This window comes from Herbiconiux sp. J20-20 (genome assembly GCF_057365085.1).
Genome location: NZ_CP195122.1, coordinates 1886099 through 1906717, shown reverse-complemented (window position 1 = coordinate 1906717; position 20619 = coordinate 1886099). Strand labels below are relative to the sequence as shown.

Genomic DNA, 20619 nt, shown 5'->3' with positions numbered 1-20619 from the left:
TCACTCGGGGATGGTGCCCTGAGCGGAAGTTCCGAGCGGAACGTTGTCGAGAAACCAGACGTCGTAGGGCTTTTCGAGCACGTCAGCGTTGAGTTCGTTGAGTCGCGCAAGCGGTTCGCCCGCGGCGTGAGCATCCAGGTCGGCGCGGGTCGTCCAGCGCTCCACCATGACCACCGTGTCCCCACCTTGTTCGAGATGCGCGGCATACAGTTCGCAGCCCGGCTCGGCGTGGACCCGCGGCGTGACCTCGCGGAAGTTCTCGATCAGTCGCCCGCCAAGCCCCGGCTTCGCCTTCAGCACGGCGACAACAACCAGACTCATGTCACACCTCCCGGTAGTCGACGCCGAGCAAGTTCGCCGCCGCACGGTAGTCTGCGCCGCGGTGCCCCACCGACAGCGACCAGTGGTGACCGACGCCGGTGGCGCTCCAGTCGTCGACCCACTCCCCCGGGTCTCGGCCGAAATCGACGCGACTGGTCGTGTTGCCGATCTCGAGCAAGGGGCCGGGAACGACAGTGCCCTCGGACACGATGAACGACAGGCTTCCGTCGCGATCCTGCCCCAGGCCCAGCAGCGTGACGGGGCCGTGCTGGACGTCGAACTCGACACTCACGCCCCATCCGCGCTTGCCGTGGTAGACGCCGAGGCCACGCAGCAGCGGGTCCCGGCTGGACACGGCGAGGTGGGCGGGGCCGTCATGTCCCATCTCAACGACTCCGTCGTCGAAGTTGAGCGCCTGGATCTCGCAGAACGACCCACCCGCACCGGCGACCTGGGTGATCAGCTGCGCCACCGAGGTCCGCAGCTCGTACTCACCGGACGCCGGGATCCCGCGCGCGGTCAGAAGGGATGCGCCGAGAATCATTCCGGCACCGAGGCGCTCGTGCTGCTCTCCGTCGAGGCCGCGGTGGTAATAGGCGAGTGAATCGAGATCGAAGTCCTCCACCAGGCGGTCGAGTCCGACCGAGACCTTGGCACCCCAGGCGAAGTCCTCGTCGACGACCGAGTCGTCCAGCGTGAAGATCTTCTTGGCGAGTTCCATCCTGTCGCTGACCTCGCGGTCGGAGACCTTGTCGACGCGAACCCGGAGGTCATCGAACTCGAGTACCTCGACATGGCTGCCGAAGGTCGCCGGAAGCAGCGTCAGATCGGTCGAGACGTCCAACATTCCGGGGTACAGGTGCCCCATCAGCCCGTGGCGCGCGTGGCGCAGCCGTCCGCGAATGTCGGCGGCTCGCACCCAACTGCTGATCCGGTCCCACGCCGAATCCTGACGAAGCCACCCCGAGACCGAGCGGAACGGAATCCCCGCTCGACGGAACACGTTGCCGATCTCGGGGATCGAGCACTGCCCGCAGTAGGCGAGCCACTCGCCGGTGCCGAACGTCGCGTGGTTCATCTTCGTCTCGGGCTGCAGATCGATCACCAGAACAGGTGTCTGCGCGCGTTGGGCGATCGGGAGCACCATCGAGCTCGTGAGGTACGTCGTGATGAACATGACGATGAGGTCGCAGTCCGCCTGGCGAAGCTTCTCGGCGGCGACGGCGGCCTCCTGCGCGTCGGAGACGAAGCCGACGTCGGTGACCTCACCGTCCATTTTTTCGAAGCGATCGACGACGTACGCCGTCGACTCTTCGAGTTGCGGTTTGAGCTGCGGGAACTGCGGCCAGTAGGCGCCGAGGCCACCTGCCACGAGGCCGATGCGCGTCTTTCGGCGTCGGGGAGGGGTGAGCAGTTCAGTGACATTGACGAGATCGGACATCGTTGTTCCTCGGTCGTGGGGGCAAGGCGACAGCAGCGCCTGGCAATTGAATCGATTAAATGAATGGTACCAACGCGATCGTGAGATCACCAGCCGCGCGCGGTGACGCCTCAGAATCCGGTGGAACCGCGGGGAATGAGGCTCGGCGCAAACACCGTTGACTGGTGCCGGTGGCCTTCCCCTTCGGCTAACTCGGCGAACAGCATGTCAACGGCGCGTGCACCCATTTCCTGCTTGGGCTGCCCCACTGTCGTGAGCTCGATCGCCTCGGCGGTGGACAGCGCAAGATCGCCGTAGCCGACCACCTGGACGTCATCAGGAACACGAAGCCCCTCGGCTCGAACACCGCGAATGACGCCGACGGCGAGCTGGTCGTTGGTGCAGAACACCTGCGTCGGCAGGCCGTCGCGCACGATGCGCCGTCCGGCGTCGATGCCGGCATCGACCGTCATCTCGGCCACATCGACTTCGACCAGTTCCGCTCCGTCGCACCCCTGCGACGTCAAGGCGGCGAGAGCGCCGGCTCGTCGATCCGCGCACTGCGGGATCTCGGTCGACCCGTTCACGATCGTGATGCCCCGCGTGCCGCGTCGGGACTCGAGGAGATGCTCGACCGCCAGCGCACCGCCACGCACATCGTCGACGGCGACCGAACAGCTGTCGTGTTCGTCGACATGTCGGTCGACGACGATGAGCCGCGTTCCGAGTGCCCGCAACCGCTCCAGCCGCGTGGCGTCAGCAGCCACGGGAACAACGATCGCCCCCGCCGCTCGGTGCTCCGCCAGCATGTCGACGTGCCGCCGCTCGCGCTCGGGGTCGTCGTGGCTGACGCACAGTGCGACGGCGTAACGGTCGCGGTCGGCGGCCTCGACGACCGCATCCACAATCGCCGCATAAAAGGGGTTCACGATGTCCGGAATCACCAGACCCAAGAGTCGGCTCGAACCCTGCCGAAGCGCCGCCGCCGCACGATTCGGCGCGAAATCCAGCTCGGCCATCGCGGCACGAACCCGATTGGTCGTGTTCTCCGACACGAGCTGCGGCCGGTTGATGACGTTCGACACCGTTGCGGCCGACACGCCCGCACGCCGCGCCACGGCAGCAAGGCCGAGTTCGCGCGGAGGGCTCATCCTCTCAGTCAAGCATGAGCCTGCTCAGAGCGCGGCCCACTGGTCCTCAAGGTTGAACACCTCGATGAGTCGCACGAAGCCGGTGTCCGGAGCAGCACCATCCAGCTCAAGGAAGAACTCGGCCATCTCAGCCTGCCAGCGCGCGTTGATCTCCGTTTCCGCCATCCCGCGCAGTGCAGCGTCGAGGTCTGGCGTCTCGAAATAGCCGATGAGCAGCCCGTCGGGGCGAACGAACAGGGAGTAGTTGTGCCAGCCGGTATCCATGAGCGCCTGAAGCATCTCAGGCCAGACCGCGGCATGCCGCTCCCGGTACTCGTCGAGTCGTGCCGGGTCGAGCTGGAGCTGAAAGCAGACACGTTGGTACGGGGTTGTCGTCACGATGCGCTCCGGGTTGCGGGAAGGAGGGCCGGCCACACGGCCGACCCCCCTGCCCAGTGGTGACTAGAACGAGATGTAGTCGTACTCGTCGATGTTCTCAGGCGTGAACTTGAGCAGGTCGCCGACGATGATGAGACCGTTCGGACCCACCGTGTACGTTCCGAGCTTGCCCGCGTCGAAGGTGTCACCCTCGGCGCCGGTGATCGTTCCGTCCAGCAGCGCCTTGCCCGCGTAGGCGGAGAGGTACCCCACGTCCGACGGGTCCCACAGCGCGAACGCCTGAACGGTGCCGTCCTCCAGGTACTCCTTCATCTGACCCGGAAGGCCAAGACCCACGAGCGCAACCTGACCCTTGTACTCCGAGGTCGAGAGGTAGCGCGCGGTCGCAGCGATGCCGACCGTCGTGGGCGAGATGATGCCCTTCAGGTTCGGGTACGACTGCAGCAGACCCTGGGCCTCCTGGAACGACTTGGTGTCATCGTCGTCGCCGTAGACGGTCGCGACGAGATCCCACTCGTAGTCCGGGTTCTCGGCAATCTGCTGCTCCATGGCCGCAATCCAGGAGTTCTGGTTCGGGGCCGCAGCAGTGGCCGACAGGATTGCGATCTCGCCGGTTCCGCCGATCTGGTCGTACAGCTGCTCGAGCTGGCCTGCCGCGACGCCCTCAACCGAGGTCTGGTTGATGAACAGGTCGCGGCACTCGACGGCCGAGTCGGAGTCGAAGGTGATGATCTTCGCCCCGCCCGCGCGCGCGTCTTCCAACACGGGGCATACGGCATCGGGGTCGTTGGGCGACACCGCGATGATCTCGGTGCCGTTCTGGACCTCGGTCTGGATGAACGGGATCTGGCTGTCGGCGCCCGCATCGAGCGGAGCCGCTTCGTTGTACGTGAAGCCGAGTTCCTCGGCCGCTTCCTTCGCTCCGGAGAGCTCCAGCGTGATGTACGGATTGTTGAGGTTCTTCGGGATGAAGGTGATCGAAGCGCCTTCGCTCGATCCCTCGCCGCCCGATTCCTCCGCCGTCGCGCAGCCCGTGACGGCGAGCGCAACCGCGGTTGCCGCGGCAGCTACCGCGACGAGACGTCGACGGTGATTGCGAATCAACTCCATTGTCATTCCTTTCGTGGGGGTGTGCCGGGTGCTCGGCACCGGTGTCCTCAGGCGTCGGTCGCCTGAGGAAGACGTCGTTGAATGCGGCGCACCTGCCGCCACTGCCGGTAGGTCGCAAACAGGCTCGGGCCGACCACCGAAAGGATCAACAGCGAGCCGGTGATGATCACCAGCGTCACGTCGGGGATGCGCTGCAGGCGCAGCGCGTAGTTGATCGTCGCGATCAGCAGCACGCCCGTGATCGCGCCGACGATCGTGCCGCGGCCGCCGAAGATCGAAATGCCGCCGAGCAGAACCGCTGCGATGACGGTCAGCTCCAGTCCCGACGCGCTATCGCTTCGGGCGCTGTAGTAGAGCGACCAATAGACCCCGACGAACGCACACACGAGTCCGCTCGCGACGTACAGCCAGAACTTCGACCAGCCAACCCGAATTCCGACGAAGGTCGCGGCCTCTTTGCTATAGCCGAGGGCGTACAGGCCGCGGCCGAACGGCGTGAAGTGCAGCACGGCAGCGAAGATGACCGCGATCACCAGCACGAGAAGAACCACGACCGGGATGCCGGTCTCGCCGAGTCTCGCGTTGATGAAGCCCGTGAACTCGGCGGGATGCTGCGTGCTCGACACCGAGTTGTCGCCGATCACGACGAGTGCAAGCCCTCGATACAGCGCCAGCGTTCCGATGGTGACGGCGAGCGACGGAAGCCCGACGAACGCGATGAGTGCGCCGTTGACCGCGCCCGCGAGCACACCGACGAGCACGGCAACCAGAACTGCGGGTACGTAGTCCCAACCCGCGAGGCTGAGAGCTCCGATCGTTCCGGTCGTGAGGCCGACAACGCTTGCAACGGAGAGATCGATCTCGCCCGTGATGATGATCAGTGTCATCGGCAGCGCAATCAGCAGCGCTGGCACGGCGTTCAGCAGCAGATAGCCGACCGTGACAGGTGACGCGAATCGCGGCAGAAGCACGCTCGCGAGCACGATCACGAGCACGAGCACGGCGACGAGCGCCCCATCCCGATTCAGAACGGTGCGGCCGAAGGCCGACTGTCGGACGTCGCGGCGCCCCCGAGGGGCGATCGTGGTGCTCATTCTGTGTCCTCGCTGATTCGAAGCTTGCGGGTCGCACGAAGGCTGGCGATTCGGTCAATCACGATCGCGGAGATGATGAGCGCGCCGACAACGGCCTGCTGCCAGAACTTGTCGACCCGGACGGCGGTGAGCGAGCTCGTGATCGTCGTGAGCAGCAGGGCGCCGATCGCGGCCCCGACAACGGTTCCCGACCCGCCGAAGATCGCCACGCCGCCGACGACCGCAGCCGCCACGACATCGAGTTCCAGTCCGGTGCCGGTCGTCGCGCCGACTGAACTGAAGCGCGAGGCGTAGAGCACCCCCGCCAGCCCCGCCAACAGCCCGTTCACGAGGAACGCCGTGAACACCCTGCGCCCGACCGGGATTCCGAACACACGCGCCGCGTCAGGGTCGGACCCGATCGCGTACAGGTCGCGCCCGGATCGCGTTCCGGCGAGCACGACCGCCAGAATGACGATGACCGCGATCGCAAGCAGCGTGATGATCGGGATACCGAGGAACGTATCCACGGAGAGGTTGCCGAAGGCGACCGGTCGGTCCCCGGAGAAATACTCCTTGCCCCCGGCCCACGCGTTGTTCACGCCCCGGTAGATATAGAGCGTTCCGAGCGTGATGACGAGCGCGGGAACTCGAACACTCGTGACGAGAAGGCCGTTGATCGCGCCGAGCGCAGCACCCATGAGCATCCCCGCAATGAACACCACCGGAATCGGGATGCCCGGGACGGTGGCGAACAGGGTCCCCGTGAAGAAGCCCGAGATGCCGAGGATCGAGCCCACCGAGAGGTCGACGTTTCGAGTGATCAGCACGAGCGCCTGGCCCGCCGCAAGGATCATCACGATCGTGGCGTTGAGCATCAGGTCCTTGACGCTCTGCGGCGTCAGGAATCGCGGGTTCGCCAAGAAGGTCACGAGAACGAGCGCGATGAGCGCAACGCTGACCGGCAGTTCGCGGAACTTGAAGATCGCGCCGATCGCGCGCATCGGGGCCGATTTCTTCGGCGCGTGGTTCAGGCTCGGGACGGTCATGCGCTGGCTCCCTCAGCGGTCGTGGCGGCGTGCATGACGCGCTCGGGGGTGGCTTCGGCGCGAGTCAATTCGCCCGTGACATGACCCTCGCGCATCACGATGACGCGGTCGCTCATCCCGAGGATCTCGGGCAGCTCGGAGGAGATCATCAAGATTGCGATCCCTCGCCCGGCGAGTTCCGTGATCAGGCGGTGCACCTCGGCTTTGGTGCCCACGTCAATGCCACGAGTGGGCTCATCGACGATGAGCAATCGCGGCTCGGTCGCGAGCCACTTGGCCAGCACGACCTTCTGCTGGTTCCCACCCGAAAGGGTCGATACCTCAATGTCGGGAGAGCCTGCCTTCACCTGAAGACGATCGGTCCATTCGCCGGCGATTCGCCGCTCGGTACGCGGGTTGATGAGGCCGAAACGGGCGAGCTGATTCCGCAACGTCAGCGCCGCGTTGCGCGAGACGGAGAGATCCATGACAAGACCTTGTTTGCGCCGATCCTCGGGCACGAAACCGATGCCGGCTGCGATCGCCGCCCGCGGGTCGCGGCGCGGCAGTTCGCGGCCTTCCACCGTCACGGTGCCGCTCTCGTAGGGATCAATGCCGAAGATGGCGCGCGCCACCTCAGTGCGTCCCGCTCCGACAAGACCCGCAAGTCCGACGATCTCCCCTGCCCGCACGGTCAGGTTCACGTTCTTGAACACGCCCGCCCGGCTCAGGCCGGACACCTCGAGCACCGGTTCGCCGATCTCGGCGTCAACTTTGGGAAAGAGCGCGGCGATGTCGCGCCCCACCATTTCGCGCACGATCTCGTCCACATTGGTGTCCTCGACGCGGTGCGTCTGGATGTAGCGGCCGTCGCGCATGACGGTGATCCGGTCGCACAGGTCGAACACTTCGTCGAATCGGTGCGAGATGAACATGATTCCGGCACCGCGGTCGCGCAACGATCGCGCAACCGCGAACAGCCGTTCCACCTCAACCCCGGAGAGGGCAGCGGTGGGCTCATCCATCACGAGCACGGAGGCGTCCAACGAAATCGCCTTGGCGATCTCAATGATCTGCTGGTCGGCGATCGACAGGCCCTCGGCGAGTCGATCGGGGTCGATCGGCACCCCGAGCTGGGAGAACAGCTCACGTGCCTGCTGACGCATCGACGACCGACTGATCAGGCCGAAACGGCCGCGCGGCTGCCGCCCGACGAAGATGTTCTCGGCAACGGTGAGGTCGGGAAAGAGCGTCGGCTCCTGGTAGATCACGGAGATCCCTGCGGCCTTGCTCTCGGCCACGTTGCGAAAGTTCACCGGCGCACCGGAGACGCGGAAGTCGCCCGCGTCAGGGTGGTAGAGACCGGCGAGGATCTTGACCAGCGTCGACTTGCCCGCTCCATTCTCGCCGACGAGCGCGTGGATCTCGCCGCGCTGCAGCTCGATGGTTCCATTCGCCAGCGCAACCACGGGGCCGAATGTCTTGCTCGCGCCGCGGAGGGCGAGCACCGGCGCGTCCGGGGAGGGCGTTGTCACAGCCGAACCTCATCTCGTCGTTGAGTCCGCCGAGTGGCGAATGAACTGAATCCTACATGAATCGATTCATGTGTGGAGGTGAACGTAACAGCCACTTCGCCTCTCGTCAACTCTGACGGCGCGCGCAGACGCGCCGAAAGCGGGGAAAAGCCTCGGAAATTCAGGGGTTCGTGCACCCGGAGATCGAGCCAGAGCGCGACCTGGGCGCAGATTCGTGGTTGAATCCATTCACGATCGAACCCGCCGATCACGCGCCAAGGAGGACGCATGACTGCCGTGAGCATCCGAGACGTGGCGCAGCGCGCCGGCGTCTCGGTGGGCACGGTGTCGAACGTCTTGAACCGTCCGGCCGAGGTCTCGGCCGAGTCCGTGGGCCGCGTCCAACGCGCGATCGACGAACTCGGCTACGTTCGGAACGACGCCGCCCGTCGCTTGCGCGCGGGCATCAGCTCCACGGTGGGGTTCGTCGTGCTCAACGGGCAGAACCCCTTCTTCAACGAAGTCGTTCGCGGCGCCGAAGACGAGGCGATGCAACGGGGCATCGCAATCCTCTTGGGCAACAGCGAGGAAGATCTCGTTCGGGAGAGCCTCTATCTCGACTTGTTCGAGGAGCAGCGTGTGCGCGGGGTCCTTGTCTCTCCGCATAGTGACATCAATCCGCGCCTGGAGCGACTGCGATCTCGCCGGATACCGACGGTGCTCGTCGACCGCTTCAGCGGCGACGGACGCTTCAGCTCGGTCTCGGTCGACAACGTCGCCGGGGGCCGCATCGCGACAGAGCACCTGATCGACAGCGGGCGCGAGCGGATCGCCTTCGTCGGCGGGCCTTTCGACATCCGGCAGGTCGCCGACCGTCTCGCCGGAGCGCGGGTGGCGGTCGAGGCGAGCAATCAACCCGTCGAACTCGAGGTCGTTGTCACCGCGAGCCTGACGGTCGACGAGGGAGTGCGCGCCGGCCAGCGGGTCCTCGAGCGTCCACGCTGGCAGCGGCCCGACGCCATCTTCGCCGCGAACGACCTCGTCGCTCTCGGCTTGCTCCAATCTCTCACGGTCGACGGGCGACTTCTGGTGCCCGGCGACATCGCACTCATCGGCTTCGATGACATCGCATTCGCACGCGCGGCCGCTGTCCCGCTCTCGTCGATGCGCCAGCCGAGTCGCATGATTGGGCAGACCGCGCTTCGAGTGCTGATCGAAGAGGCCGAGGATCCGACGTCGATTCCGCGCCAGACGGTGTTCCAACCCGAACTCGTCGTGCGCGCCTCCACGCAGAGCGCCACCGCGGCGACGGCGGCGCGTCGCTAGGCATCACATCACCTCGCGCCCGGCGGTCCCCTCGCGCAATCCACGGGTGTGAATCGGTTCACGTCGGGTGGCCCAGCATCACTCCTGCCGGCCTCGGATGCAGGCAACGGCGGCGCGGAACTCCGGGTCAGAATATTGATACGGTTCATGAGCGGACCTGGCGCCAAGCACCGCCGTGTCACGTCCGCGCTTTTCCCAAGGAGGCCAGCGTGGGTGCAGCTCGCGTTCACATTCGCCACGTTGCGCAACACGCGGGCGTGTCAATCGGAACCGTCTCGAACGTGCTGAACGGGCGCGAGAGCGTCTCGCCCGCACTCGTCAAAAAGGTGCAAGACGCGATGGCCGCGCTCGGCTACTTTCCGAACGAGAACGCCCGCGAGCTGGCCAGCGGCGCAAGCCGCACGGTCGCGCTCCTAGTTCTCAGCAGCTACAACGCGTTCTTCAACACCTTCGCCGACGCCGCCGAAGAAGAAGCCGACAGCCGCGGATTCTCACTCGTCCTCGCGGGCAGCGCTCAACGACCCGAGCGCGAGAACAAGTACATCGACGTGTTCGAGTCGCAACGCGTGCGCGGGCTCCTCCTCGCCCCCGTCGACGGCGTCACCGATCGCATTCGTGCGCTCCATCATCGCGGGACTCCCGTGGTGCTGCTGGGCGTGCCGAGCGCCGGATCCGAATTCTGCGGCGTCTACTCCGACTCCGAGATGGGCGGCTACCTCGCCGTGCGCCACCTGATCGCCCAGGGACGGCGCAACATCCTCGTCGTCGGCGGACCGCTGCACCAGGTCCGCGGCCGAGTCGACGGCGCCGCCCGGGCGGCGGCAGAGGCGAGTGATGCGCGGATGAACTACCTCTCGACGTCGAACCTCACCCTGGACGAAGGCAGGCTTCTCGCCCTGCGCATCCTCTCGATGGCACCCGAGGATCGCCCCGACGGGATCTTCGCCGCGAACGACTTCGTCGCCATCGGCATGATCCACCACCTGACCCAGGAGCGATCGATCCAGATTCCGCGCGACATCTCGATCGTCGGTCACGACGACATCTCCTTCGCGGCGTCGGCACTCATCCCGCTGACCACGATCCGACAGCCAATCGAGCAGATGGCCGCCGCCGCAGTCGACCTCTGCCTGGCCGAAGCCGAAGCCGGAATCGACCACGAGCACGAGGTCCGTGCGTTCTCGCCAGAACTGGTGATTCGGCACACGTCCCTGCCAGTCCCGGTCGGAAGCTACACGTAGTTCGCCCCACCCGCGACGCGGTCAAGGGTGAACTCGTGCGTGCCCGCCGACAGTCGTGACATCTCGCCACGGGCGCGGATCCGGACCTCGTCCGACAGCGTCACCGCGTATCGGAGTTCATCCTCGCCATCACGCTCCCACGCCACCTCCGCACCGCCGCCGCCAGGGAGGTGGACCAGTCCTGAGAGTCGGTCGAGGCCGAGATCGTTGACTCGCAGGTCGAGCACCGATCCGTCGTCGTCGAGCTCGGAGTGCAGGCCCAAGCCGTACCGCGACATCTGCCATGTCGGCGCGCCGCCCCAGTAGTGGCACTGGCTCCAGCGCTCATCGAAGACCTCCCACCAGGTGGTGGCGCCACGGTCGAGCATCCAGCCCCAGCCGGAGCGCCAGAGCTCGGCGACTTCGCCGCCATAGCCTGAGTCGAGCAGCACCGGGAACGAGTAGTTGGTGAAGTACGGCGTGACCGCGCCAGGGCGCACCTGGCTGGGATCACGAAGGCGCGGCGCCTCGCGGTTGAACGGAAACGCACCGCTCACATGCTGGAACAGGAAGTCCGCCGCCACCGACGGGTCGACGACCCCGCTGTGGGCACCCAGCGTCCATGAGTGGTAGCGGTTGGCGGGATCCGACATCCAGGTCCGAAGCAGCGCCGCCAGGCGCTCTTCCTGCGACGCATAGTCGGCGGCGACCTCCGGTTTGCCGATCAGCACCATCCAGCGACGCCAGCTGCGCACGGCCTGATGAACGTGCGCCAATGCGGCGAGATTCGGCTGACTCCGCGGGACTCCGTAGCCCCAGTCGACGAACGGCCACGGCAGCGTGTGTGCGCCGTCGGCGGCGACGCTGCGCACGAGCGCGTCCACGTTGGCCCGCGCCGACTCCTCGAGTTCGTGCAGCAGGCCGACATCGCCTTCGGCGCGCGCCACGTTGATGCATGCCGTCACCCATTGGGCGGCATACGTGCCGAGGTAGAGCACTTCACCCGGGCCGCACCCGGCGACCAAGCCATCTGCGCGAGCTCCCGCGGCCGAGTGCAGCAGGGCGCGGCGCACCAGGCGCACGTCTCCCCATCCGGTGGTGAGCAGGTGGAGCGCGCTCGAGACGACATCGCCGACCCACTCGCCGCGTTCGCGCACGGAGTCGATCAGGCTGTCCTCGGCGGTCGCCCGCAGCGTGTCCAGTCCGGTCATCCAGATCTGGTTCAGTCGAGCGTCATCCGATTCGAACCGGCCGGTGGGCGGGCCGAGCCGATCCCTCTCGATGAACTCCGCGCCCACGAGACGGGCGTTCTCGTCTCCGCGCACGCGGACCTCGAGGTAGCGCCCGCCGAGCGATTGGAGCGGCTCGATCGTCGAAGTGCCCTCGCCCACGGTGAAGTGCTGCAACATGCGGGTCGGGCCCGCGGAGAGCGCGACGACGGGCGACGGGCGACCCGCCGGCGTCAAGCGTTCGGCGAAGGCAACCGTCACCTCGGCGCGGCCGGCGGTCGCGAGCTCGAGCTTGACCGCGCCGATGCGGACGCGGCCGAGGTCGTAGCGGTACCAGCGTCCGTCGAGGTCGTCTTCCACGGGCGGGTCGTCATCGGCGAGCAGGAACTGCGTGCCGATGTCGTCGAACTCGTAGCCGACGTAGGTATCGCGATACCTGCCCTCGCCGGTCGGGCTGAGCACATGCGTCGTCCAGGGAATCAGCGCGATATCGGCAGGCGTGATCGGCCCAAGAGTCTGGGACAGATCCACAGCGGCGACGTCCGCCCACCCGGAGCGGTCCCCGTCCGTCCACCACTCCGTCGCGAACGGCTCGCCCTGCCACTCGACCCATCCCAGCAGCGGGCTCACGCGGAGGCCGGTTGCCGTGTACTCGTCGAGTTCACGACCCCTCCACTCGAGCGAGAGCAGCTCGCCCGCGGAGTCGCGCAGTTCGCACCAGACGAACGCGGGGACGGCCGCGGACATCCGGGTCGTCAGGCCCTCCGCGATGGCGTGAATGGAGAGGCGGTGGCGCCCCGCCTCCAGGAACACCGATTGGTGGTGGTACTCGGGGAGCGAGGGCGAGTAGCGGAGCGGGCCGTGCACGACCGTGTCGCCGTCGACTCGCAACCGAAAAACGCCCGCGGCCTGCACCAAGAGCTGGTACTCACCCGAGTTCTCGACCACCAGTTCCGTCACGAATCCCGCGTGCTGATCCTTCTCGCGCGCGTCAGCCAGCCAAAAGGCCCCCTCGAATCCGGGTCGAGTCGTGCGGCGGATCTGCCCCGCGGGGCGACCGTCGAGGCCGGAAACCCCGTGCGGTTCGATCTGAACGTCATCGACGAGGTCGTCGTCGTTGTTCGACAAGGCCACAACGGGCGCTCCTGCGTCGGTGCTCATGGAACTCATTTCAGTTTGCCCGGCGGACTGCCGGGTCGTCGAAGACGGGCGACGGAGCGGGCTGGCCGTGGCGGGGCCAGCGCGCAAAGGACTGAGCGATGTGGCCGACGAGCTCCGCCGACAGCTGCGCGCGCTCGGCCAGATACCCGGGGTCGTCGAAGAGGTTGTTCCACTCCGACGGGTCGGCGACCAGGTCGTAGAACTCGCCCTGGACTGCCGATTCGGCGGGATCGATGTAGAGGATGAGCTTCCGCGTCGCCGTTCGCCACATCCAGGCCGGGGCGGGTTCGTGCATCTCGGCGAACGACCCTCGTCGCGTGGCCTCCTCGAGCAGCGACTGTCCGGCGACGGCCTCGGGCACGTCTGCCCCAGCGGCCTGGCCCAGCGTCGGGTAGATGTCCACCAGCTCCGCCGGGCGATCGTCGCGGGTGCCCCGCTTGGCCGGGTCAATCGCCGAGCCCGAGACGACGAGCGGCACGCGAATGCTGCTGTCATAGAGGCAGTACTTCGAGAACTGGTAGTTGCGTTCCCCGAGGAGCTCCCCGTGGTCGCTCGCAAACACGATGATCGCGTTGTCGAGACGACCCCGACTCCGGAGCTTCGCGAGCGCCTTGCCGAATTGAGCATCCAGCCAGGTGCAGTTCGCCCAGTAGCGCAGCGTCGCCCATCGCCGCTCCTGCGGTTCGAGCTGCGTCCACGCCGCGCGCCAGCGCTCACTGCGCGCACCGAGAAATTCGGAGTGGGCGTCGCGCACCCGGATGTGATCGTCGCGTTCCGGACCCCACGGCGGCAGGACCAGATCTGGGATCTCGTCGATGTCGTACATCGCCTCGTACTCTGCCGCCGGGTTGTGCCCGGCGTGGGGCTTGACGAAGCTCAGGTAGAAGAACAGCGGATCCTCGGTGTCGAGCTCGGGGCCATCAAGCCACTCGAGTGCCCGCTCGGAGATCCACCCGTCAGGATGATTCCGCTCCGGAATTGACGAGGTCGCGCCGAGATAGCCGGCCGGCTCCTCTTCCCCGGCGCCGTAGCCCGCGGTCATGGCGAGGTACGCCGCGCGGCCCTCGGGGTCCTCGTCGTCCTGCCATCGCACGGCTCCAACCTCGTCGCCGAGGTCGCGCGTTCCCACCATCCGCACGTCGAAGCCGCGCGTCGACGGCGTGCTCGGCGTGTACCCCCAGTGCGTCTTGCCGAAGCCCGCGGTGAAGTAGCCCGCGGCGTTCAGCATCTGGGGCAGGAGCGCGAACGGCAGACGGTCGTCCCCCGGCGTCGCCGACTCATTCGATCGCACGCCGTTCTGCGAGGGATAGAGACCCGACATCAGCGAGTGCCGACTCGGAACGCACATCGGCGCCTGCGCCGTGGCATTCCCGAACAGGATGCCGTCGGCGATCAGGCGGTCGATCGTCGGCGTCTTCACGTGCGGGTTGTGCGCGCCCAGCGCGTCCCAGCGCTGCTGATCGGTCATCAGGAAGATGACGTTGGGGCGGCTGTGGGAAGACACGGTGGTCCTTTCGTTGGAACTGAGAGCGGCGCCGCCACCGCCTGCCCCGCCGTGACGGGCGGGGCAGGCGAGCAGCGCGGATGTCGACTTACTCGAGACCGCTGCCGACGATGCCTCGCGTGAACCAGCGCTGGAACGCGATGAACACGATGAGCACAGGGACCATGGCGATCGCTGCGGCCGCGAATCCGACCGACGGTGAGATGTTGCTGAACTCGCCCTGCGCCAGCGGCGCGAGCGCAAGCGTCAGCACCCGGGTGTCGGGGCCGGGGGCCGCGACGAGCGGCCAGATGTACATGTTCCACGCGGTGAGGAAGGTGACCACCGTGTACGCCGCGATCACCGGTCGCGCCAAGGGCAGCGCGATCGAGAAGAACACCCGAAACCAACTCGCTCCATCGAGCCGCGCAGCCTCGATCAGCCCCGCCGGGAACGTCGAGAAGAACTGCCGGAAGAGCAGCACCCCGAGCGATGCGTGCCCGACGACCGGCAAGATGAGACCGGCGAACGTTCCGACGATCCCCAGCTGCAGGGTGACGATGAACGTCGGGATCAGCGTCAGGTTGGCCGGCATGAAGATCGGGATGACGAACATCGCGAGCAGCGCGGTCGCTCCGCGAACCGGGATCTTCGCCAGCGCGAATGCCGCCGGGAGGCAGATGGCCAGCTGAAGCACGACGACCGACACCACGAAGATGAAGGTGTTGATGACCGTGCGCGGCGTCAGGTAGTGCCACGCGTCGCTGAAGTTCTCCCAGACGGGGTTGGAGGTGATCAGCTTCGGCGGATACTGCGAGATCTCCTGGAAAGACATCAGCGATCCCGACAGCAGGTAGAGCAGGGGGAACGCCGTGAGGAGTCCGAACACCACGATCGTCGTGTAACGACCGGCGCTGAAGGTTGCGGGCTTCATCGGGACCACCTCGATCCGAGCACACGACCGACGACCACGATGCCGACGACGAGTACGAGTTGAAGAATCGACAGGGCACCTGCGTAGCCCACGTCTTGGAAGTTGAAGGCACGTTCGTACGAATACAGACTGAGGCTGCGCGTCGCCCCGAGCGGTCCGCCGCCAGTCATGATCAGCGCAACATCGAGCGAGTTGGCAACGAAGTTGATGATCTGAAGAACGGCGACGACAAAGGTCGTGGGCATCACGTTCGGCCAAGTCATCGACCAGAGCACACGCCAGGGGCCGGCGCCATCCAGTGCGGCAGCGGCGTAGATGTCCTCGGGGACCCGCTGCAGACCCGCCAGGTACAGAATCACGACAATCGGCAACGCGAGCCAGATCATCATGACCACGAGCGCCGGCAGCGCGAGCGCCTCGCTGTTGAGGAAGTCCGGCGCCGTCAATCCGAAGACCCGGAACAGCGCCCCGATGGGACCCTGACGCGCGTCGTAGATGAACGACCACAGCACCGCCGAGACGGCGACCGAAAGCACGACCGGCACGAAGTACAGCACGCGCAGAGCGGGGATGCCCGGCATGTTCGAGTTGATGAGGACGGCGATCATGAAGCCGAGGAGCACCGTCGGGATGACCCCGAGCACGACGTATTGGAGGGTGACGAGGAGCGACTCCCACGCCTTCGCGTCGGCGAGCAGGGTGGCGTAGTTGTCGACGCCCACCCAGGTGGGGGTGTTGAAGAAGTTCCACTCCACGAAGCTCAATCCGATGCCCACGAGGGCGGGGACGAGCACGAAGGTGGCGAAGATGACGACCGCGGGAGCGAGCATGACCCACGCGGAGAACGTGTTGACGAAGCGCACCCGGGCGAACGTTGACCCCTGACGGGCCGCCGCACGCGGCGACCCGTCAGAGTGCTTGTCAAAGCGAAGCGAAGACATGCAGTTACTTCAGCAGCTCATTCAGGGAGTCCTGAGCGGCGGTGAACGCCGATTCGATGGACTCTCCGCGAAGCACGACCTTCTGAATCGCTTCCTGCAGCGCCGGAAGCACCTGAGGCGCGACGTCAGCCGGGTAGGGCTCCTGCAGGACGGCGGCCTCGATCGAGGTCTGGACCGCAGCGACGAAGTTCACCGGCACTGCGGGAACATCGTCCTGCCACGATCCGTTCTCGATGCCGTCGGCCGTCGCGGGGATCACGCCGTCGTTCTTGGCGACCTCGAAGCCGCCCTCCGTCGAGTAGAACCAGGCGAGGAACTCCCACGCCGCTTCCTTGTTGTCCGACTTCTCGCTGATCGACAGCGAGTAGGCGCCCCCGCCGGTCGTTCGTGCTCCGTCAACGAACGGCATCGGCAGAACGTCCCAGTCATCGTCCATCTGCTCGCGCAGCGCGGCAATGCGAGCGGTCGACACGACATCCATCGCGGCCTGTCCACTCGGGAAGAGGTTCTTCCCCGGGTCGTTCGACAGTGACGCGTACGGCACGCCGAAGCCGTCCTCGTACGGCTTCATCAGCGCCTCCCAGGCCGCCAGGCCCTCGGCGTTGGCGAAGGTGAACTCGTTCGCGCTGGCGTCGTACATCTTGCTGCCGTAAGCGCGGAGCACCGGGTCCCACTGGAAGGCAAAGCTGGCAATGCCCAGCGGCGTCACGATGCCGTACACGTCGCCGCCGGACGCGGTGTAGACCTGCTCGGCGATGTCGTACATCTCGTCGTACGTCCAATCGGCGTCCGGCATGGCGATTCCGTACTCGTCGAGGATCGAGGTGTTGATCACGGCGACCCCGCTATCGGCGCTCACGGGAATACCAGTGATGCGGTCGCCCCCATCGACGGCGAAGAGGTTCAAGAAGTTCGACGAGAAGTTCGAGCCGTCGAGTCCGCTTCGGGCTTCGTCCAGCCACGGCTTGAGATCGAAGAGCAGCCCGTTGGCGTCAAGGCTCTGGTTGAGCCCACCCGTGTTGAACACGATGTCGGGAACCGAGTTGCTGAGGTTTTCGGTCGCGAGCTGCTGGATGTAGTCCGCGGCGGCTTCAGGAACGGCCTGCACGGTGACATCGAACTCGGGGTGCTCGTTCTCGAAGACCGCGGCGTACTTTTCGAACTGCGGGACGAGCGATGCGTTCATGCCGATGCGGATCTCTCCGCCTGCTTCCGTGCCGCCGGCTTCGGAGGTTGCACTGCAGGAGACGAGTCCTGCGGCGAGCACTCCGGCTGTGACGACTGCCGCAAGGCGGCGAGGCGCTGTGAATTGTGTGACCACTTTGTCAACTTTCTGTGTTCGCGGATGAACCGTTTCACGGGACACTAGCAAAGGATCGGACGTGCCGCTACCGGCGGCCCCGGAGTGGTCCCGGAAGAAAGGAAACCTCATGCGACTCGGCATTGTCGGAACCGGACGGCTCGCCCTGACTTACTACCTCCCGTGGTTGTCACGCGTTGACGACCTCGAACTGGGATACCTGTCGCGCTCGCCCGACAAGAGTGAAGCCGCGCGAGCGCGATTCGGGGGAACAGCGCTCGCCTCCTGGGAGGAGCTCGGCGCTTTCCGACCGGACGTCGTTGTCAATCTCACCAACGACTCCCAGCACGCCGAGGTGCTCGACCATCTCATCGAGTTGAGGATCCCGCGCGTGCTCTCCGAAAAGCCGCTCGTCGCCGCGCGCGGCCAGCATTGGATCGATGACGCGGACTTCAACCGGGCGCTGGCGCTGGCTCGCACGGCGCGCGCCGCCGGCGTGGAGATCGCGATCGGATTCAACTTCCGCCAGTTCGAGTCCGTGCGCTCGACCCTCGGCGCGCTCTCACCGTCGGCGCCCACCGCTCCGCGAACCGTCGTCGTGAACACTCATTTCGCCTGCCTTTCCCACACGATCGACCTTGTTGGCATGGTCTGCGGCCCCATCGCGCGACTCAGCGCGGTCGCCGAGGGTGGACCCGCGGCGGCCGCCTTGTCCGCCACCCCTCCCTCCCGGGCGGTCTCGTTCTCTACGGAGTCCGGGATCGCCGGAACGCTGCTCTGCTCCGCCGACCGAACCTGGAACGATGAGCTCTTCTCGATCACCTTCCTTTCCGCGGCCGGGCGAGTGGAATGGCGAGATCTCGACGTCAGCACCGAGGTCTTCGATGCCTCGACCGGACGCCTGACCCAGACCCGACTGCCCTCCTCCGCCTCTCGCGAGACCGCCTTCGCGCAGTCGTTTGCGAGCAACCTGGCGGCCTATCTGAATGCCGTCCGCGCAGGTCAACCGGCAGACGTCGGGATCGACGCGGGCCTGCGTGAACTGCAGGTCCAAGCAGCGATCTCTCGGGCAATGGCGACCGGTCGATCGATCGATGTGCAGACCGAGTTTCCGCTCAGCTACTGACTCCGCGTTGCGGCAAGTCCCCTCCGCTGGCAAGATCAATCTCATGAACCGGTTCATCGATGAACGAAACCAGGCCACACGCGACCCCGATGCGGCGGCAACCTCTCCGAACCTGGTGTTCATCTTCTCGGACCAGCAGTCGCACGACATGCTCGGCGCGTATGGGCTGAGCGATGCCCAGACGCCTCGACTCGATGCGCTCGCGAGCGAAGGCCTGCTGTTCGAGCATGCGGTCTCGAACTCGCCCGTGTGCACGCCAGCGCGCAGCATGATGATCTCCGGCCAGCATCCGCTGTGGAACAACTGCTTCACCAACGACCGTCGCCTCGCGACCGACTTGGGCGACTCGTTCGCCGAGGTGACCGCCAAGGCCGGCTATCGCAACGGCTACGTCGGCAAGTGGCACCTGTTCGGAGGAGACCGGAAGCGCCCCGTCCCCGCCGGGCCGGATCGACACGGCTTCGACGACACGTTCCTCACCAACAACTGCGCGGTGAACTACGACCCCGACAACGCGTTCTACTGGGACGGCGACGAGAAGCGCCTGTTCGGGATGTGGGAGGTCGAGGGGCAGACCGGCCAAGCGGTTGACTTCGTCCGCCAACAGAGCCGCGATCAGCCCTTCACCCTCTTTGTGTCGTACCACGCACCGCACAACCACGACGGCGGAGACCCCGCCACCTATACCTCGTTCGATGCACCCGAGGAGTTCAAGGACCTCTACGACCCCGACGAGTTGACCCTTCGTCCGACAGTGCCGGTCAACGAACGAACGCGCCGGATGACCCAGGGCTACCTGGCGCTCTGCAGTGAGGTCGACACCAATGTCGGCCGCATTCTCGACACACTCGAGGAACAGGGCCTCATGGACAACACGATCATCGTGTTCACGAGCGACCACGGTGAAACCTTCGGCGCGTTCAACAACCATTGGCACAAGTCAAGCCCCGAGGACGTCTCGGCGCGCGTGCCGCTCATCATTCGACTGCCCGGAGGACGCATCAGTCCTCGCCGTTCCGAGCTCATCGTCGGCACGATCGATCTGATGCCGACACTGCTGGGACTCATGGGGCTCGAGCCCCCGTCGCATGTGCACGGCAAGAACTTGGCCGGCGCGATTCTCGAAGAGGACGATGACGCCGTCGAGTCCGCCCCGCTGTTCTATTTCACGACACCGTGGCGCGGCGTCTACACCCGCGAGTGGACCTACTCCACGGAGAACATCGATCGTCGCGATGGCGAGCAGAAGCACGTCGAGTCAGACGTCGGCCGCACGGTCTTGCTCCGACGGATGGACACCCTCTTCAACCGTCGTGAGGATCCACACCACCTCGACAACCTCTTCGGCCACACCTCGCTTCCCGGCCGACCGGGGACCGAGGAGATCCAAGCAGCTCTCGACGCCAAGATGCACGAGTGGTTGGACTACTTCGAGGATCCGTTCCCCGACCAGAACGAGTTGTGGACGTTCGTCGACGATGCCGAGACGCCGCCCATTCAGCGCATGCGCGAGGCGCGATCGAGGCCCCGCGGCCCGCTACCGCGATAGCGCGCGACGTCGCAGCGCGAGCTCCCGCAGCCCGAGATAGAGCGGGAAGGTGAAGGCGATCGCGATCGCGAAGCTCAGCACCACGAGCACCCAGATCCAGCGCGCCCAGCCGAGTCGGATTCCGTCGACGACCATGAAGATGCTGGCCGCCGAGGCCACCACGATCAGGTCGACGGCGGCCGAGGAGCTGGCGTCGTTGGCGAACCAGGAGCCGAGGTAGTCGGCGCTGTCCCCGGCAGCGAAGAAGCGGAGGTTGAAGTACCAGGTTCCGACGAGGCCGAATGCGGCGAGCGCGAACCAGACGAGCGCGAGACCGAGGCGGGTGCGGGAGCTGCGAGTCATGTCGCCACTCTAG

At 66.1% G+C, this 20619-nt stretch carries 18 protein-coding genes; 4 read left to right on the top strand and 14 right to left on the bottom strand.

Annotation, left to right across the window (positions count from 1 at the left end):
* The 8 genes from ACR3ZA_RS09190 to ACR3ZA_RS09155 all read right to left on the bottom strand — a co-directional run bounded on the left by ACR3ZA_RS09190 (position 1) and on the right by ACR3ZA_RS09155 (position 7989).
* Positions 1–321, bottom strand: a complete 321-nt coding sequence (locus ACR3ZA_RS09190; RefSeq protein WP_473661670.1) for an antibiotic biosynthesis monooxygenase — start codon at positions 319–321, stop codon at positions 1–3.
* Between the two features lies 1 nt (position 322).
* A complete protein-coding gene (locus ACR3ZA_RS09185; protein WP_473661669.1) occupies positions 323–1762 on the bottom strand; it encodes an arabinose isomerase in 1440 nt (479 codons plus the stop codon).
* 110 nt (positions 1763–1872) lie between these two features.
* Positions 1873–2892, bottom strand: coding sequence for a substrate-binding domain-containing protein (locus tag ACR3ZA_RS09180; protein ID WP_473661668.1), 1020 nt, complete (start codon positions 2890–2892; stop codon positions 1873–1875).
* A 24-nt stretch (positions 2893–2916) separates the two neighbouring features.
* Positions 2917–3273, bottom strand: a complete 357-nt coding sequence (locus ACR3ZA_RS09175; protein WP_473662302.1) for an L-rhamnose mutarotase — start codon at positions 3271–3273, stop codon at positions 2917–2919.
* 60 nt (positions 3274–3333) lie between these two features.
* Positions 3334–4380, bottom strand: a complete 1047-nt coding sequence (locus tag ACR3ZA_RS09170) for a substrate-binding domain-containing protein (protein WP_473661667.1) — start codon at positions 4378–4380, stop codon at positions 3334–3336.
* Positions 4381–4427: 47 nt separating this feature from the next.
* On the bottom strand, positions 4428–5474 hold the full coding sequence (locus tag ACR3ZA_RS09165) for an ABC transporter permease subunit (protein WP_473661666.1): 1047 nt from the start codon (positions 5472–5474) through the stop codon (positions 4428–4430).
* Positions 5471–6502 carry an ABC transporter permease subunit gene (locus ACR3ZA_RS09160; RefSeq protein WP_473661665.1) on the bottom strand — a complete coding sequence of 344 codons (1032 nt, stop codon included), beginning with the start codon at positions 6500–6502 and terminating at the stop codon, positions 5471–5473. The genes ACR3ZA_RS09165 and ACR3ZA_RS09160 overlap by 4 nt, the downstream gene beginning before the upstream one ends.
* Positions 6499–7989: a sugar ABC transporter ATP-binding protein gene (locus ACR3ZA_RS09155; protein ID WP_486179532.1), complete on the bottom strand. Its 1491-nt coding sequence runs from the start codon at positions 7987–7989 to the stop codon at positions 6499–6501. The genes ACR3ZA_RS09160 and ACR3ZA_RS09155 overlap by 4 nt, the downstream gene beginning before the upstream one ends.
* A gap of 294 nt (positions 7990–8283) precedes the next feature.
* Between ACR3ZA_RS09155 and ACR3ZA_RS09150 the strand changes: the two genes are divergently transcribed.
* Positions 8284–9321, top strand: a complete 1038-nt coding sequence (locus tag ACR3ZA_RS09150; RefSeq protein ID WP_473661663.1) for a substrate-binding domain-containing protein — start codon at positions 8284–8286, stop codon at positions 9319–9321.
* 257 nt (positions 9322–9578) lie between these two features.
* Positions 9579–10562 (top strand): substrate-binding domain-containing protein, encoded by a 984-nt coding sequence (locus ACR3ZA_RS09145; protein WP_473661662.1) that lies wholly within the window; start codon positions 9579–9581, stop codon positions 10560–10562.
* Here the strand turns inward: ACR3ZA_RS09145 and ACR3ZA_RS09140 are convergent.
* The 5 genes from ACR3ZA_RS09140 to ACR3ZA_RS09120 all read right to left on the bottom strand — a co-directional run bounded on the left by ACR3ZA_RS09140 (position 10553) and on the right by ACR3ZA_RS09120 (position 17475).
* The gene (locus ACR3ZA_RS09140; RefSeq protein WP_473661661.1) at positions 10553–12931 is read right to left on the bottom strand and encodes an alpha-L-rhamnosidase-related protein; all 2379 of its coding nucleotides are present in this window, start codon (positions 12929–12931) and stop codon (positions 10553–10555) included. The genes ACR3ZA_RS09145 and ACR3ZA_RS09140 overlap by 10 nt on opposite strands.
* Before the next feature lie 10 nt (positions 12932–12941).
* Positions 12942–14435, bottom strand: a complete 1494-nt coding sequence (locus tag ACR3ZA_RS09135; RefSeq protein ID WP_473661660.1) for a sulfatase-like hydrolase/transferase — start codon at positions 14433–14435, stop codon at positions 12942–12944.
* An 88-nt stretch (positions 14436–14523) separates the two neighbouring features.
* A complete protein-coding gene (locus tag ACR3ZA_RS09130; RefSeq protein WP_473661659.1) occupies positions 14524–15348 on the bottom strand; it encodes an ABC transporter permease subunit in 825 nt (274 codons plus the stop codon).
* Entirely contained in the window at positions 15345–16289 is a 945-nt protein-coding gene (locus tag ACR3ZA_RS09125; RefSeq protein ID WP_473661658.1) for an ABC transporter permease subunit, read from the bottom strand. The genes ACR3ZA_RS09130 and ACR3ZA_RS09125 overlap by 4 nt, the downstream gene beginning before the upstream one ends.
* Positions 16290–16293: 4 nt before the next feature.
* On the bottom strand, positions 16294–17475 hold the full coding sequence (locus tag ACR3ZA_RS09120) for an extracellular solute-binding protein (RefSeq protein WP_473661657.1): 1182 nt from the start codon (positions 17473–17475) through the stop codon (positions 16294–16296).
* Positions 17476–17719: 244 nt separating this feature from the next.
* On the opposite strand from ACR3ZA_RS09120, the gene ACR3ZA_RS09115 reads away from it, so the two are divergent.
* Positions 17720–18715, top strand: a complete 996-nt coding sequence (locus ACR3ZA_RS09115) for a Gfo/Idh/MocA family oxidoreductase (RefSeq protein WP_486179531.1) — start codon at positions 17720–17722, stop codon at positions 18713–18715.
* Positions 18716–18758: 43 nt separating this feature from the next.
* The gene (locus ACR3ZA_RS09110) at positions 18759–20264 is read left to right on the top strand and encodes a sulfatase family protein (protein ID WP_486179530.1); all 1506 of its coding nucleotides are present in this window, start codon (positions 18759–18761) and stop codon (positions 20262–20264) included.
* Here ACR3ZA_RS09110 and ACR3ZA_RS09105 read toward each other — a convergent pair.
* Positions 20253–20606, bottom strand: coding sequence for a DUF2834 domain-containing protein (locus ACR3ZA_RS09105; RefSeq protein WP_473661655.1), 354 nt, complete (start codon positions 20604–20606; stop codon positions 20253–20255). The two genes, ACR3ZA_RS09110 and ACR3ZA_RS09105, sit on opposite strands and share 12 nt — an antisense overlap.
* Positions 20607–20619 lie beyond the last annotated feature (13 nt).